The following is a 15600-nucleotide window of genomic DNA, read 5'->3' on the forward strand; positions in this document are numbered from 1 at the left end:
ACTCAATCCCAGTGATCTCTTCTTTTCCCATAGTCGTCGTGAAATTGGTCGTTATTTCTCCGTTGCTCAACCTTGCAGGCTTCTATTAGCCCCCTTTTCTCATCAAAACTGAAGTCAGCACTACACTGGAAATTGAGGACGACTCCAATATTTCACCGATTCAAGGCAAAGTCGCTATCCCACATAACTTCTGACGACAACTTATGCGACCCATCACTCTTCAACTTCCCCCCAAACTCTTAGCCCAAGCAATCGCAGGCAATCCCGAAAACCTGCAATCCTTTCTCATTCAAGCGATCGAACACGAAATCGAACGCCATCAACCTCCTACACCCAAATCAAATTTCTGGGAAAGTGTCGAACGCCTCCGCGCCGAGATGCAGGCAGAAGGCATCAAGCTCAATCCTGATGAAATTTGGAGTAGTTTGCGCGATCGCTGATCTCATCACAGATAGCATTCCCACCTTGAGAAAACGAGTTGACACCATGACACTTGCTATTCCAATCAAAGAGATCGAACTTGCCCCTGGCAGCACAGTCAGCATTCACAACCTCTCTTGGCAAGACTTTGAAACGCTCCTTGCTGAACTAGGTGAGAAGCGCAACACCCGCATCGCCTACTATCAAGGCACTCTAGAAATCATGTCCCCGCTAGCTCTTCACGAACGCCCTCACCGCATCATTGCCGACATCATCAAAGTACTTCTAGATATTCAGGGACGCGACTGGGAAGATTTCGGCTCCACCACCCTTAAGCGTCCTGAAGTCGCAGGCGTTGAACCCGATACCTGTCTCTACATTCAAAACGTCGATCAAGTCAGAGGCTGCACCAATCTAGACTTAGATAGTTACCCACCGCCCGACCTTGCGATCGAATCCGATGTCACCTCAATTACAACCGTCAGAGCTTATCAAGCCATGCGCGTTCCTGAAATTTGGATCTACCGCAATCAAACGCTAAAAATCAACCTGCTCGACGGAGACAGCTACATTGAATCTTCCAACAGCCTCACCTTTCCCGATTTGCCCATCACAATGCTCATCCCGCAACTCGTACAACGCGCAATCGATCAGGGAACCAGCCAAATGCTTCGAGACCTCAGAACTCAAGTTCGTCAACCTAACCAACAATGAGCAACTTTCGCGTTAAAGATGACTCCGCACCCTACTTCTCTGACTCGATCGGAGATTCAAACTGTGCTGCCAAGTTTTGAGTTTAACGAGAAGAATACCTGGCGATTAATGTTAGCTTCGCAAGAGCAGTCGGAGGGCATCTATGATTCGTGCAGGAAATCTAGCGATCGAGTGCAAATCACCTGGAATCGAAGTTGAACTGGGTTTGAGCATAGTATTGAGCAAATTCTTTGTAAGTCGTCGCGGGATGATATGTTAGGTCGGAAACAGTACTAGTTACCGCAGACCCTACACCTCGCCTCCAAGCCGCAAATAGCTCTAACTCAGCGTCCAGATACCATTCTGGTTCTCCATTTGCGAGTCGAGCAGCTTTCAGGTCTGCGGGTAGAAGATCAACATATTGGACAGTCCGCCCCAGTGCTTCTGCAAAAATATCCGCAATCTCGTCGAAGGCGATCGCTTGCTCACCCGTCAATACATAGCTCTGGTTTTCATGTCCTGCTTCTGTTAGACAGACTGCTGCGACCGCTGCCACATCCCGCGCATCTACATGAGAGATTTTGGTGTTGCCAACGCAATTATAGAGACAGCCAGTTTGGGCAATTGTTTGAGAAAACCAACGCATATTTTGCATCAACATATTTGGACGAAGGTGTGTCCAGGCAATGCCTGACTGCTCTAAATGTTCTTCAATCTGACGATGCCATTGCTGAAAGGTACTAAGGATTTCGCCTGCTTCCATCACAGAAAGTTTGACAATCCGCCGGATGCCTGCCCGTTTTGCCGCATCAATGAATGCACACTCAAGCTCGACTTGATTTAACAGATTAGGCAACACCAAAAATGCGGTTTCGATGTCTTGCAAAGCTGCATTCAAGGTTTCGGGCTGGGATAGGTCACCGATCGCGAGTTCTATTCCTGATTTAACAAGATTTGAGGCTTTTTGCGGGTCGCGCACCAATCCTCGAATGGTAGTGTTGTGTTTGAGCAAAGCCTGAACGACTTCACCGCCAATATTTCCGGTTGCGCCAGTGACTAAGATTGTCATCAGAGTTCTCCTATAAGTCAGGAAATTTTTAGAATGAGTGCTGCTTAAGAATGCTGCCTATAGTTGCAACATCTGTGATCCAGGCATCTCCCGCAAATTCAAGGCTGGCTAAAGACCGTTGAGCTGCGACTTCATCACCCGCTCCGCACGCATCTCTCACAATGATTGGAATAAAACCGAGATCAGATCCGTGGCGGACAGTAGGTTCAATCCCAACTTCCATAGCAATGCCCACGATCATCACTGCATTGATGCCACAATCTCGCAGCGCCAGACTCAAAAATGTGCTCTCAAAGGCTGACATCGTGATTTTGTCAAAGATGACTTCAGACGGCTGGGGTGAGAGTTCTGGAATCAGTTGGAATCCTGGCGCATCTCTAAGAAACCAGGGCTTGACTTCTTGAACATGAGTGACACGCTGCCATGCCATCGCCGATCGCAGTTGAGACACTCCTGCTGCCTCAATGGGTAACGACAAATGACGGCTAAAAAAGATGCGAATTCCAGCCGCGCGAGCTGCATTTAACACAGTAAGCACTTGAGTAGTAATGCTTTGTGCGCGTTCTTGAGGAAGTTGATTGAGAATGCCGATCTGCATGTCATAGACCAGCAAAGCGACTCGCTGAGGATGACACGCTTCTTGCAGCGTTTGCGGAATGTTTAGCCCAAAAATCTGTTCCATACTGACTCTTTTTATCAGTTTTCAGCATCAGTTCTGTTCTTCGTTAGCAGTATAAGATCGCTCCATCAGGATGACTAGACTGCTAATATGAAACACATTGTTTCTTGGGTGGAACAATCTTGCCGATGCCAGACCTGAATGCCGTATCTATTTTTGTCAAAGTTATGGAATGTCGTAGCTTTTCCCAAGCGGCGCGAGAATTAGGACTACCCAAAGCAACCGTGAGCCGCAAAGTCGCTGTGCTAGAAGCAAGTTTGGGGATAGAACTCATCCATCGCACGACTCGCAAGCTGTATTTGACAGAAGCTGGAAACCTTTACTTTCAACGCTGTCGCAATGCTTTAAGTGAAATTGTAGAGGCAGATCAAGCCATTGCCTCATTACAGGTTAAGCCGCAGGGAACCTTGAGAATTACGGCTCCTTTGATCTTTGGAATGACCGTTTTGGGCGAGTGGGTAGCTGAATTTTTGCAGCAGTATGATCAGGTTGAGATTGAGGTCTTGCTGAGTAATCAGAACCTTGATCTCAAGACTGAGGGCCTTGATGTTGCTTTTCGGTGGCAGGCTGATCTGAGTGAATCTTTTCAGGAAGTCCAAAAGGCGGTAAAGCAGGTTGCTTATTGGGTTTGTGCCAGCCCAAGTTATTTACAGCAGTTTGGAGAGCCGAAAGTTCCACAAGATTTAATCCAACATTGCTGTCTGGTGTTGTCTTCTCGATCGCAGCTTAATCATGCAAACTGGCAATTCATCAACTCAAGCAAAACGATTGAAACCGTGAAAGTGTCAGGAAAATTGGTGGTCAATGATTTAATTTTGGCAAGACAGGCAGCGATCGCCGGAGCAGGAATTGCATACTTGCCAGAAACCATTCTGATAGAAGCACTAGAAGCAGGCAAGCTCACCCGAATTCTGCCGACATGGGGAGCAAAGGAAAAAACGCTCTATGTTACTTGTCCCAACTCCCTTTATCTATCCTCAAAAGTTCGTGCTTTTCTAGATTTTGTTGCAGGAAAGTCCCTTGAGTGAATTGTCTGAGTGAATTGTCTCGGCTCAGTCGCGATCGTGCCTAACATTTCTTCCTCAACCTCTTTTCTTCCTCAAACTCTTTGTTGCAACAGTGGGATTCTTGAAGATCTTGCAGACATCGAGCAGACTCGATTGCGCTTTATCGCAAACTTAACGGCGCGTCTCCACAACCTGATTTGACTGACAAACGCAGTGCGCGATCGAAAGGATTCGCCTATTGTAGGAAGATAGCTTGTTCCTACGAAGTTGCACGTTGAACTGCACTAGTCCCCGCTTGTCGCTGACCATGACCCAAATCCCTCAGACAGAGAAACAAACTTTTTTAGTGGTGGATGACCATGCCCTTGTGTTAGGTGGCACCCTTGGCATCTTACGGCAGGAATATCCAGAGGCGGAAATCTTCACCGCTTCGACCGCGCAGGAAGCTCTACGGCAGGTCGAACAAACTCACCCTGATCTGGTGATTGTAGATCTAGTCATGCCAGACACGATCGGAGACATTGCCCAGGCAAACTCCGGACTTCAACTGCTCAAAACTTTAATGGAACAATATCCCCATCTGAACCTTGTGGTACAAAGCGCCCACGTTCGGACACTGGTCTGGCTCAAACCATCGATCGACAGTCACTTGGGCGGATTCACGGTCGTTGATAAAAGCCAACCCGCGAAGGATATGCTAACAATGGTCGATTGGGCACTACGAGAGCGAACCTATACGCCCAAAGAAATCCGCAACGGCGTACAACTTAAACCGGGTTGGATGCAAGTACTACAGTTGGCATTTCAGGAAGGCTTGCAAGATACCGCGATCGCCAAACGCATGAATGTCTCAGAACGAACAGTGCAATACTATTGGACAAAGATTCGAGATGTGTTGGAGGTGTATCCACATGACAATAAGAACCTGAGAATTCAAACCGAGTTGCGGGCACGAGAAGAAGGACTTCTGGATTAAGAATTCTAAATTGGGTTCAAATACATGTCCAAGCTCTTTGGTGAAATCAAAACTGAGGCAAGCTATTGGTGGCGAGGAGTGCTACCAGGGCTTGTGGTAATCGTTGGGGTAATCCTGGCTCGGCTAACAGGGTCGCTTCAGTTTTTGGAACTAGTCACGTTGGACAAATTTCTCCGGCTGCGTCCACCCGAACCGCAAGACGATCGCATTGTGATTGTGGGCATCACTGAGGAAGACATTCAGCGCACTCGCACCTACCCGATTCCTGATCGCGTCCTTGCCGATTTAATCCAGCGATTACAAACTTACCAACCCAGGGCGATCGGACTAGATATTGTGCGAGATGTGCCCGTCGAACCCGGTCATGCCGCATTATCATCGGTGTTTCGCACCCACAAAAACGTGATTGGAGTCGAGATCGCTCTGCCCGATCGCAGTGGTTTCACTGTCGCACCGCCGCCTACTCTACCCTCCGAACAAGTAGGCTTTGCCGATGCTGTATTAGATGCCGATGGCTTTCAGCGCCGTAGTTTGTTGGGCACTCATAACTTACAGCAAGACTATCGCTTTTCCTTCACCATTCGCCTTGCAGAGCAATATCTTGCTGCCCAGGGAATTGAGCTAGAGAATGGAATGCGTGACCCCGATGCCATGCGATTGGGTCAAGTTGAACTAACGAGAGTGCAGCCCAATTTTGGCGGATATGTCAACACCGATGCAGGCGGCAATCAGATTATGCTCAATGTTCGCAGTGGAGCAACGCCGTTTCGGGTATTGTCTCTTGCCCAGATTCAGTCGGGAGTCAATCGAGAGTGGCTGCGGGGCAAGATTGTGCTTGTGGGTGTGATGTCTTTGAGTGCCAAAGATCTAGCAAGTTCGGGTGCGTTGAGCGCAGAGCGCAACTCCGAAGGAACCGCAGGTATCAATCCAGGGCGAGTTTACGGGGTTGAAATGCAAGCCCATGCAATCAGTCAAATCCTCAGTGCAGTGCTGGATCAGCGATCGCTACTTCAGGTTTGGGCAACGGGATGGGAACTAGGGTGGATTGTGGCATGGGGATTGTTAGGCATGAGTCTAGGACGGCTATTGCGATTCGCTCCGCGAAGCTCCGAAGGATCGCCCTGGAAAATCCTTTTTGGGCTAATCATTCTCTGTAGTAGTTTGATTGGAATCAGCTACGGGCTAATTATTTTAGGGTGGTGGGTGCCGATCGTTCCAGTGTTCCTGATCCTGGTACTCAATGGAACTGGCTTAACCGCAGCCCTGGTTTACCATCGTGAACAAGAACTGCAACTGCGACTGGAGGAGCGTCAGTTTGTGATTGAACAGACCTTTAATGCCATTCATAGCGGCCCCTTGCAAACGTTGGTTCAGATTCTCAGAACGGCTCAATCTCAAGAAACACCACCGCCCTTTCTGCCAGACTTGCAGCGCTTGAGCCAGGAACTACGAGCGATTTATGGCTCAGTGCAGCGAGAGACAATTGATACCAAGCCTCACTTGCAGTTAGGAAGCGCGATCGAACTTGCCCTACAAGCTCCGCTACATGAGTTGCTCTACAAAGTCTACTGCAACACCTTAGAACAAGAACTCCCTCACCTCAAACCACTCAAATCCAAAATTGTCCAATTCGATCCGCTGAACACTCGCAACCTGCGACTAGAATACAAACGAGGACTGTGCCGCTTTCTCGAAGAGGCCCTCTACAACGTGGGAAAACATGCGACAGGAGCCACTCGCCTCACCGTTATTTGTACTCAAGAAGAAAACCAGCAGATCATTCGAGTCATCGATAATGGAATGAATCATTCCGGTGATCTGGATGTATCAGAACCCCCCAAACACCAAACTTCGGGACTAGGAACCCAACTAGCAAACAATCTGGCAAAACAACTTGGCGGGAAGTTTCGGCGCTATCCAAACCAACCGAAAGGAACAGTGTGTGAGTTAGTATGGTCAGCTAACCAGAGGTGGTTTTGGTAATGACCCAAACATTGCACTTTCCCGCAATCAAAGCTTACAGGTAGTCTCCTGGTCAGCTTATCCATTTCCACCTATTGTAGAAAGCAATCATAGGGGGACTCACGCTATGACTAACTTATTGAAAACTCGAACTCATGCCCTGATAGCTAGTTTTGTGTTTGGTCTGTTGCTCTGGGTTGCGCCAGTAGCCATCGCAAAATATCGTCCCCCTAAAACGCCTTCCACACCCAGAGGGACTGGCACGAATACCACTCGTGGAGGTAGTTGTGATTCTAGTGGAAATCCGCGCAGTGACCGCCGCCCAGAGGTTGGATTGACTCCACTCGCACCGCTCAGTCATATTGGGCAAACGACTTCTCAGCATCCTACCTTTGTCTGGTTTGTGCCCGATCGCCAGTCCTACCCGCTGCAATTTCGACTGTTTACAGCGACGGGTCAAAGGCTCCATACCACTGAGATGCAGAGTCAGCCTGGAATTATGCAGGTTTCGTTGCCTCAAACTCAGCCAGGGTTGGCGACTGGACAATCTTATGTCTGGCAAGTCGTCTTAGTGTGCAACCCAAAAGCACCCTCGATGAGTGTGGTGGCAACGGCAGAGATTGCAGTCATCAAACCCAGTGCTGCCCTGCAAACTCAACTCACGACGACTCAAACGCCTCAACAGCGGATCAACCTGTATGCTGAGTCAGGTCTGTGGTATGACGCGCTGGCAGAAGCCCGCAGAAATCCTCAAAATCAGGTGGCCATCTCAGATCTGCTAAATTCGCTTGCAAGTTCGGAAGCGCAAACCTGGAAGGAGTGGAGCGATCAACTAAAGCAGATTGAAGCAACCCTTACACTATCTGCAAAGCAGCGCAAACAGCAATGACCCTTACCAGATCTGCGCCTGATTAGAGCTTCTTCTGGTACAGCTTCATCACCTCTGAAACGGGCAGTCTTGACAGCGCTCCCAGGGTTAAGGGCGACGTGTGGCCTCGCTCCAAATGTTCTGCCGCCGCACAGCCGATCATCGCGGCATTGTCAGTACAATATTTCATCGGGGGAAACATTACCTTGAGATTGTGCTGACTCGCTGCCGCTTGTAGATGTTGACGCAGACCACTGTTGGCCGCCACGCCACCGCCGATCGCAATCGTCGTCAAGCCATAATCCAACGCACAGGCGATCGCTCGTTTGGTCAACGCCCGCGCCACGGTTGCTTGAAAACTTGCGGCCAGATCTTCTACAGGTAAGGGCTGCTCGGTTTGCTGAAGTTTTTGAGTCAATCGCAGCACGGCCGTCTTGAGTCCGCTAAAGCTGGAATCATAGGGATGGTAGCCGCCTTCTGGTCGGGAAACTTGCCCCTCTGGAAGCTGAAAGGCTTTGGGATTGCCCTGGGAAGCGAGGCGATCGAGAATCGGGCCACCCGGATACCCCAACCCCATCAGCCGAGCCACTTTATCAAACGCTTCTCCCGCTGCGTCGTCACGGGTTTGTCCCAAAATCTCGTACAGACCGCACTCTTTGACGTAGATCAAACTGGTGTGCCCCCCAGAAACCAGCAAACAGAGAAAAGGGGGTTCCAAGGTTGGGTCGCTCAGATAGGAAGCGTAGAGGTGTCCTTCGAGATGATGAATACCGAGAAACGGTTTGTGATGAATCAGGGCTAACGTCTTGGCGGCCGTCAAACCCACGAGTAAGGCACCGACCAGACCAGGGGCGCAAGTGGCTGCAATGCCGTCAATCTCTGACCACTGTAGGGTTGCTTCCTCTAGAGATTGAGCGATCGCTTGATTGACAATTTCTACATGCTGGCGAGAAGCCACTTCGGGCACGACTCCCCCATACTGGCGATGAATGGCGACCTGAGACGAGACAATACTACTGAGAACTTGACGATTCTTTACGATCGCAACCGCCGTTTCGTCACAACTTGTTTCAATTGCTAAAACCGTTGCCATTTGCTGGTAATTTTTGGAAGGAATGGGCTATCTCAGCGTAGCTTATTGCTTGAACTGGGCGATTCTAATTCCCATAATTAGAGAACTGAGTTTTGGCAAAACTTCGCTTTAGAAACGCTCGATCGCTTCGATACTAAAAACTTTGCACACAACAAAGGGAAACAATTTCATGCAACGATTGTTTGCTCTAATTCTCGTTCTCGCCCTTTGGCTTGGGTTTACCCCGTCTGCCTCTGCGCTCGAATCGGATGTTTCAGGACTTCTCGTTCCCTGTGGACAATCAGAAGTTTTGGCTCAACGAGTCAAAGACTCCGTAAACGCTAACGCCAAGGCTCGTCTTCAAAAATACGCCGATGCAGGCTTGCTCTGCGGTAAAGATGATGGATTGCCTCATTTGATCGCAGATGGTCGCGTTAACCACGCTGGAGAATTCATCATTCCAGGTTTGCTGTTTTTGTATCTGGCTGGCTGGCTCGGCTGGGCAGGTCGCAACTATTTGCAAACCGTTCACAAAAATGGCAACAACGAATACAAAGAAATCCAAATTGATGTGCCTGTGGCCATCGGATCTTTTGCGTCTGCGTTGCTTTGGCCGTTGATCTTTGTGAAGGAAATCCTCAGTGGCGAACTTCAAGAAGACGATTCCAAAATTCCTGTTTCACCCCGCTAGGATGGTCAGTTCTTAGGAGGCTACTATGTCCAATTTCTTGAAATATCTTTCCAACGCACCTGTTTTGGCCGTTCTCTTTACGAGTGCTGTCTTGACGGTGTTTATTTTGATCAATTCGGTTGCTCCCGATTTGCTGTTCTTGGGACAGTAGTTTTTGGGACAGTCCTACACGACAGGCAGTTTGGCCCGCCCAAGGTAAGCTAGATTGCCTGTCAACTCAGCTTCTTGCTCTAAAATCAAAACATGATGAACCCTGAGCCAGAACTTCGTCGTCTTTTAGACCTCATGCCCGCGTCTGGGCGGATGGTCACTAAGCTGGTTAGCAAGCCAGAACAGCGATCGGTGATTGATGCGCCCTTTCCGATGCCCTGGGTGCGCGATCGTCCGATTTATATCAATTTTGATTTTTGGAGTCGGCTGTCCCGTCCTCAGCGCGATCTATTATTACTGCGAATGGTGGGCTGGCTGAGTGCGGTCAAATGGCTCAAGCCGAATGTCAATCTGGGTCTGGTTGCGGCAGGTGCGATCGGAGTCGGAGTCGAGGTGATGCAGCACGATTTTGTTGGGGTTGCGGCCGCTAGTGCTTTGAGCGCGATCGCCCTGTCTCAAATTTGGCGCAGCAATCGCAGTTCTCGTATCGAGTTAGACGCAGATGAAACGGCGCTAAAAGTCGCTCAACGTCGAGGATACAGCGAAACGGAGGCGGCTCGAAGCTTGCTATCTGCGATTGAACTGGTCGCCCAACTCGAAGGCCGGGGACTGAGCTTTACAGAACTGATGAGAATGCAGGCTTTGAAAGCGATCGCAGGCTTCTCCCCGGTGGGTGTCCCTGACGCAATTAGACGAGAACCTTGATAAAGGTCAGGTACTCAAGACTTGTTGAGTTGTCAATTTCAAGTCTGAGAAAACGGCAGAGACGATCGGCTCATCACCCTGAAACACTTGATCATCGTAAGCGCCATCTTGCAATGTGCAGACTGTTACTTGTAATTTGAGCGGGTCAACAATCCAGTATTCAGAAATGTCTAACACAGCGTACTCCGTGCGCTTGGTTCGATAGTCGTCGATCGCAGTAGAGGGGCTGACGACCTCTATCACCAACTTTGGCGGTTGCTCGTGGGCGCGAATAATGGCCTCTCGCTCCTCCATCGCATTCCACTGCTCGATAGGTAGGACGGTAATGTCAGGAATCCGACAAGTATCCCAACGATTGCCTCTTGGAGACTGAATGCCTACGGTAAAGCGCTGCGAAGTCCAACCAAGATTCATCCGCGCTATCTCTGCACTCAAGCAGTCATCCAGGAACTTGATAACTTTGCCATGCTTGCCCGTTCCTAAGCTCATGGGCCTTAATTCCCCTTTCACTAGCTCAAAGCGAGTCCCTAACCCGTCGTCGTAGGTCAGGTATTCCTCAAACGTCATTCTCAGCTTTGTCTGTGTCATCTGCCTCGTTGGGGCGTAGCCTCTCAATATTAGTCCTTTAATCTCTGGGAGCGGCCACCACTTCGGCCGCCTGCTTTTTGGCTCTGTCGGGGTGAAAATAGGCTTCTAGCACCTGACGCACCATCGGAGCCGCAAACGAACCGCCCCCCCCACCCGAATTTTCACCAAAGGCAACCACGACAATTTTGGGCTTATCAACCGGAGAAAATGCCCCAAACCAGGTGTGAGATTCGCGTCCAAAATCCTCCGCGGTGCCGCTTTTGCCCGCGATCGCCAGATCTGTCCCACTAAAGGCCGCTGTTGCCGTTCCGCCATTGACTACGCCCTTTAGCCCATCCTGGAGAATCTGAATCGTTTCGGGCTTGAGGTTCAGGGGTTCGCGCCAGTGTTGAGCCGATTGATTGTCTTGCAGCAGGTGAGGTTTGACGCGGTAGCCGCCGTTGGCCGCGATCGCAAACATAACGGCAACCTGAAGCGGCGTGGTTTGCAGATAGCCTTGTCCGATCGACATGTTCACGGTGTCGCCCAGATACCAGCCCTCATGAATTTCTTTTTGCTTCCAGGCATCATCGGGGACAAGCCCAGCCGCTTCTTCGTCTCCCAACTCGATCCCGGTTTTTTGCCCAAAGCCAAAGCGCCGCGTCCATTGAATCAGCGTCCGATCGCCTACACCCATCCCAATCTGATAGAAAAAGGTGTCACTACTCCAGGTCAGCGCCCCCACAAAGCCCTGTGGCCCAAATCCAGCGTGGTTCCAGTCGCCAAAGTCAATGCCCCCGACTCTAATCGATGCCGAAGTCGCCAAAACCGTATCGGGCGAAAATTTACCTGACTCAATCCCCGCAGCCGTCGTCACAATCTTGAACGTACTGGCAGGCGGATAGCCTTGAAGGGCACGATTGACAAACGGATGATCGGCGCTCTGCAACCGTTGCCACTGACTGTCACTGATGCGCGTCGAGAAGAGATTGGGATCGAATGCGGGACGGCTGACCATTGCCAAAACTGCCCCATTGTTGGGGTCAAGCGCCACAATTACGCCTTTGCGATTTCCCAACGCCGTTTCGGCCGCTTTTTGCAGATCAAGGTCGATCGTCAGCGCCACATCTTTTCCCGCGTGGGTTTGCTTTTCGCCGAGAATTTTGACCACATTGCCCGCACCATCGACTTCAACCTGCTGACCGCCCCACTCTCCGCGCAAATCTTTTTCTCTCGCCGCCTCAATGCCCATCTGACCAATCACGTCTCCCAGGCGATAATTTTCGTGCTTGTGGCGCTCTAGAGACTCGTCGCTCATCTCTCCCGTATAGCCAATCACATGGGCTGCCAAGTCGCCATTGGGATAGTTGCGAACCGCTTCGGCATCCACCTGAACGCCATCTAACTCAGCCGCGTATTCAGCCAGCGCCGTCACCTTTTGGGGACTAATGCCCCGTGCGATGCGAACTCGATAGGGCGAGTTGTAGCCTTCGCTTGCGAGCCGCTTTTGGATATCTGCGACGGGAATGTGAAGAATCTGTGAAATCCGCTCCAGGGTTCTGTCCCATTCTCCACGCTTTTTAGCAAGGGGCCAGAGAAAAACCGAGTGTGACAGCCGACTGCCTGCGAGAATTTTGCCTTTGCGATCGAGAATCTTTCCCCGTTCAGGCTGTTTGGGCAGGAGTCGAATCCGGTTATTTTCGGCCAGCTTTCGATTTTGAGTGCCCTGTACCAGTTGCAGGTAGGCGATCCGACTTCCCAACCCTCCAACCACCATCACCGCCACCGCCGACATCAGAATCAACGCCTGGTTGCGCCGCCCCACACTGCGAGGATTTTTTTGATGAGCGATCGTAGCTGGAGAAGATTGCAACAAAGCCATAGATTCCGCAACTGAAACAACAATCAAGAATGGACAGCCCAAGAAGTGTATGACGATATGGGGTATTTACTGACAAAATCAGGCATTCTAGGGCTAATCACTGACAAAATAACGCCAAATCAACACAGGCTCTTCAACGTTTCTTTAGATAATGTTACCTGATTGCTTGATCGGGCATTGTTTCAGATTACTTGTTTCGGGTTCAATGGGTAAAATAAGCCAGACCTGAATTTACCGATCGTTCTGCTTAGGCCCTTGACTTTTAGCATTTTAATGGAGAGACGATCGACCCCCTAATCGCTCAAATCCACCGTCTAAAGCTCAAATAAGGCTCAAGCCTCACAGTTCCAGTTTCACCAGGAAATCGTCACTATGTCTCAGACGGCAACGCAGAATCAGCAAGTTTCAGGCATCAACGTTGGGCTTGATGTTGAGCTGCGAAAGGTGTTTAAGGTGTTTAACGGAGAGGCGGCCGTCCGAGGGGTTGATCTCAGTATTTACCGAGGGGAATTCTTTAGTATTCTCGGCCCCTCTGGCTGTGGAAAAACAACCACCTTGAGGCTGATTGCCGGATTTGAAGCCCCGACTGCGGGAGATGTCCTGATTCGCGGAACGTCGATGTTGAATGTTCCGCCTTACCGCAGACCTGCCAACACAGTGTTTCAAAGCTATGCGCTGTTTAGCCACATGACAGTCTGGGAAAACATCGCCTTTGGGCTACGAATCAAGCACCGCAGCAGAAGTGAAATTCAGGATCGGGTGCGAGAGGTTCTAAAACTAGTCAAAATGGAGAGTTTTGCCAATCGCTTTCCCAATCAAATGTCTGGCGGTCAACAGCAGCGAGTTGCTTTGGCCAGAGCGCTGGTAAACCGTCCGATGGTCTTGTTGTTAGATGAACCGCTGGGCGCGTTGGATCTGAAATTGCGAAAAGAAATGCAGGTTGAGTTGTCTAACTTGCATCACGAACTGGGCTTAACCTTTGTGATGGTGACCCACGACCAAGAAGAAGCGTTAAGTCTGAGCGATCGCATCGCTGTCATGCACGAAGGTCAAGTCGAACAAATTGGCACCCCTAGCCAGATCTACGATCGTCCTCAATCCTCCTTTGTGGCTGACTTTATCGGCGACACCAACCTGTTTCGCGGCAAAATCGAAGGCGCACACCCCGCTATGCTGTGGATCAGAACCGAGTCGGGACTAAAAATGAACGTGCAGCCCTCAGACGTGAGCGGTCAACCTTTAACCTCTGGCTCAGTTGTCGTCAGCGTTCGTCCAGAAAAAGTGAATCTCAGCTTAGATCCCTTTGATGACCAGACCAACTGCTTTGAAGGGCGATTACAAAATGTGATGTATCTGGGAACCCATGTGCATTATGTGGTGCAATTGCGATCGGGCGATTATCTCACTGTCCGTCAGCCCAACGCGCTCAATGTTCCTTCTGCCGATACGCCGATCTTTCTCTACTGGGATGCCAGCGACTGTCTTGCTTTGCCAGGTTAACTGAATCTAGCGAGAGTTCAATTTTTAAAGCGGATGGCTGCCATGACTGACTTTTTATCTCACCGCCCATTTTCAAAGAGTCGTCGCCGTTTTTTGCAAAGCTCGATCGCGGCTGCCTCCACAATGGCGCTCTCAAGCTGTGGGTGGACGTTAGCTAAGGTGCAAACCGATCAGGTGAGACGAGGCGCGTCAGATGAACTGCACATTTACACCTGGTCAAGCTATGTTGATCAAGCTTTGATCGATGCCTTCCGGCAGCAAACGGGCATCAAAGTCATTTCTGATATTTTTGAATCTAATGAGACGATGCTGGCGACGTTTCAAGCGGGCAAAGCCGGAACTTACAGCGTAATTTATCCTTCTGACTACAAAGTGGTTCAGATGGTGAAGTTGGGCTATCTCAGCGAACTAGAGCACGATCGACTCGAAGGCATTCGCAATATTTTGCCCCGCTTTCAGCAGTCCGTTCACGATCCTGGCAATCGCTACAGTGTGCCTGTAAGTTGGGGAACGACGGGACTGATCTACAACAGCGACAAAATAACCGAGCCGCCCACCGATTGGAACTACCTCTGGGAAAACAAAGATAAGCTGTCTCGGCGGTTGACTTTGCTAGATGATATGCGCGAAGTCATGGGGGCCACGCTGCGATCGCTCGGTTATTCCTACAACTCCACCGATCCCCAGCAGATCAAACAAGCCTTCGATCGCTTGATGGAACTCAAACCCGCGATCGCCACCTTCACCTCTGACGCATGGCGCGATCAGCTTATCGCCGGAGATTTATCACTCTCAATGGGCTACTCAGCCGATGCCGTCAACGTGATGAGTGAGAGTCCCAAACTGAGATACGTCATTCCCAGCAGTGGCACTTCGCTCTGGAGCGACACAATGGTTATTCCCAAAACCGCTCCCAATCCCGATGGGGCTTATGCCTGGATTAGTTTTTTGCTACAGCCCGAAATTGCTGCCAGAGTTACAGAGCGCTTATTTTTTGCCACACCCAACGCGGCCGCCTTTAACCAACTCCCCGCCAACCTACAAAACAATCAGAGCCTCTTTCCGCCCAAAAACCTTCTCGACAGATCTGAAACCCTCGCCCCCGTAGAGAAGCCCGTTTTGGAACTCTACGACAAATACTGGACGAGGCTGACGAGTAGCTAGAAGGAGGCATGAGGGAGAACTTCGATGATCTGTTTCCCCTTTTGGGGTAATCCGCTGCGCGAGGAGGGATGAGAATTGTGTTAATCCGCTGTGTGAGAGAGAGGAAGAGAGTATTGTAGAGTGGCGTAGAAAGGTCGCTAAATTAACGTGAATTCGATGGAGTTTTCTCGCTTCGTTATTCAGCACTTCTGCCCC

General features: G+C 50.2%; 16 protein-coding genes. 11 read left to right on the forward strand and 5 right to left on the reverse strand.

Going from position 1 to position 15600, the window contains the following annotated elements; genetic code table 11:
* Positions 1-203: 203 nt before the first annotated feature.
* Together ACKFKF_RS20820 and ACKFKF_RS20825 are read left to right on the forward strand one after the other, a co-directional pair.
* Positions 204-440 carry a hypothetical protein gene (locus tag ACKFKF_RS20820; protein WP_446869492.1) on the forward strand — a complete coding sequence of 79 codons (237 nt, stop codon included), beginning with the start codon at positions 204-206 and terminating at the stop codon, positions 438-440.
* A complete protein-coding gene (locus tag ACKFKF_RS20825; protein ID WP_446869493.1) occupies positions 409-1134 on the forward strand; it encodes a Uma2 family endonuclease in 726 nt (241 codons plus the stop codon). The genes ACKFKF_RS20820 and ACKFKF_RS20825 overlap by 32 nt, the downstream gene beginning before the upstream one ends.
* A 178-nt stretch (positions 1135-1312) precedes the next feature.
* Here ACKFKF_RS20825 and ACKFKF_RS20830 read toward each other — a convergent pair whose 3' ends face one another.
* Together ACKFKF_RS20830 and ACKFKF_RS20835 are read right to left on the reverse strand one after the other, a co-directional pair.
* A complete protein-coding gene (locus ACKFKF_RS20830) occupies positions 1313-2182 on the reverse strand; it encodes an SDR family oxidoreductase (RefSeq protein ID WP_446869494.1) in 870 nt (289 codons plus the stop codon).
* Positions 2183-2210: 28 nt separating this feature from the next.
* The gene (locus tag ACKFKF_RS20835; protein ID WP_446869495.1) at positions 2211-2864 is read right to left on the reverse strand and encodes a cysteine hydrolase; all 654 of its coding nucleotides are present in this window, start codon (positions 2862-2864) and stop codon (positions 2211-2213) included.
* 125 nt (positions 2865-2989) lie between these two features.
* Here ACKFKF_RS20835 and ACKFKF_RS20840 point away from each other — a divergent pair, with 125 nt between their 5' ends.
* From ACKFKF_RS20840 to ACKFKF_RS20855, 4 genes are all read left to right on the forward strand, one after another.
* Positions 2990-3889 carry a LysR substrate-binding domain-containing protein gene (locus ACKFKF_RS20840; RefSeq protein ID WP_446869496.1) on the forward strand — a complete coding sequence of 300 codons (900 nt, stop codon included), beginning with the start codon at positions 2990-2992 and terminating at the stop codon, positions 3887-3889.
* A gap of 286 nt (positions 3890-4175) precedes the next feature.
* On the forward strand, positions 4176-4844 hold the full coding sequence (locus ACKFKF_RS20845; RefSeq protein WP_446869497.1) for a response regulator: 669 nt from the start codon (positions 4176-4178) through the stop codon (positions 4842-4844).
* Positions 4845-4868: 24 nt separating this feature from the next.
* Positions 4869-6827, forward strand: coding sequence for a CHASE2 domain-containing protein (locus tag ACKFKF_RS20850; RefSeq protein WP_446869498.1), 1959 nt, complete (start codon positions 4869-4871; stop codon positions 6825-6827).
* A 106-nt stretch (positions 6828-6933) separates the two neighbouring features.
* Positions 6934-7695 carry a DUF928 domain-containing protein gene (locus ACKFKF_RS20855; protein WP_446869499.1) on the forward strand — a complete coding sequence of 254 codons (762 nt, stop codon included), beginning with the start codon at positions 6934-6936 and terminating at the stop codon, positions 7693-7695.
* Between the two features lie 22 nt (positions 7696-7717).
* Here the strand turns inward: ACKFKF_RS20855 and tsaD are convergent, their stop codons facing one another.
* The gene (gene tsaD / locus ACKFKF_RS20860) at positions 7718-8767 is read right to left on the reverse strand and encodes a tRNA (adenosine(37)-N6)-threonylcarbamoyltransferase complex transferase subunit TsaD (protein ID WP_446869501.1); all 1050 of its coding nucleotides are present in this window, start codon (positions 8765-8767) and stop codon (positions 7718-7720) included.
* Between the two features lie 169 nt (positions 8768-8936).
* Between tsaD and ACKFKF_RS20865 the strand changes: the two genes are divergently transcribed.
* From ACKFKF_RS20865 to ACKFKF_RS20875, 3 genes are all read left to right on the forward strand, one after another.
* Entirely contained in the window at positions 8937-9437 is a 501-nt protein-coding gene (locus ACKFKF_RS20865; RefSeq protein WP_446869502.1) for a Photosystem I reaction center subunit III, read from the forward strand.
* Positions 9438-9462: 25 nt separating this feature from the next.
* Positions 9463-9588 carry a photosystem I reaction center subunit IX gene (locus tag ACKFKF_RS20870; protein ID WP_446859254.1) on the forward strand — a complete coding sequence of 42 codons (126 nt, stop codon included), beginning with the start codon at positions 9463-9465 and terminating at the stop codon, positions 9586-9588.
* A gap of 95 nt (positions 9589-9683) precedes the next feature.
* On the forward strand, positions 9684-10292 hold the full coding sequence (locus ACKFKF_RS20875) for a DUF3318 domain-containing protein (protein ID WP_446869504.1): 609 nt from the start codon (positions 9684-9686) through the stop codon (positions 10290-10292).
* A gap of 6 nt (positions 10293-10298) precedes the next feature.
* On the opposite strand, the gene ACKFKF_RS20880 is transcribed toward ACKFKF_RS20875, so the two are convergent.
* Entirely contained in the window at positions 10299-10880 is a 582-nt protein-coding gene (locus ACKFKF_RS20880; RefSeq protein WP_446869506.1) for a Uma2 family endonuclease, read from the reverse strand.
* 37 nt (positions 10881-10917) lie between these two features.
* Positions 10918-12741, reverse strand: coding sequence for a penicillin-binding protein 2 (mrdA, locus tag ACKFKF_RS20885; protein ID WP_446869508.1), 1824 nt, complete (start codon positions 12739-12741; stop codon positions 10918-10920).
* A 372-nt stretch (positions 12742-13113) separates the two neighbouring features.
* Here mrdA and ACKFKF_RS20890 point away from each other — a divergent pair, with 372 nt between their 5' ends.
* Positions 13114-14241 carry an ABC transporter ATP-binding protein gene (locus ACKFKF_RS20890; protein ID WP_446859258.1) on the forward strand — a complete coding sequence of 376 codons (1128 nt, stop codon included), beginning with the start codon at positions 13114-13116 and terminating at the stop codon, positions 14239-14241.
* Between the two features lie 42 nt (positions 14242-14283).
* Entirely contained in the window at positions 14284-15405 is a 1122-nt protein-coding gene (locus ACKFKF_RS20895; protein WP_446869510.1) for an ABC transporter substrate-binding protein, read from the forward strand.
* Positions 15406-15600: the final 195 nt, after the last annotated feature.

The organism is Phormidesmis sp. 146-12, from assembly GCF_052939495.1.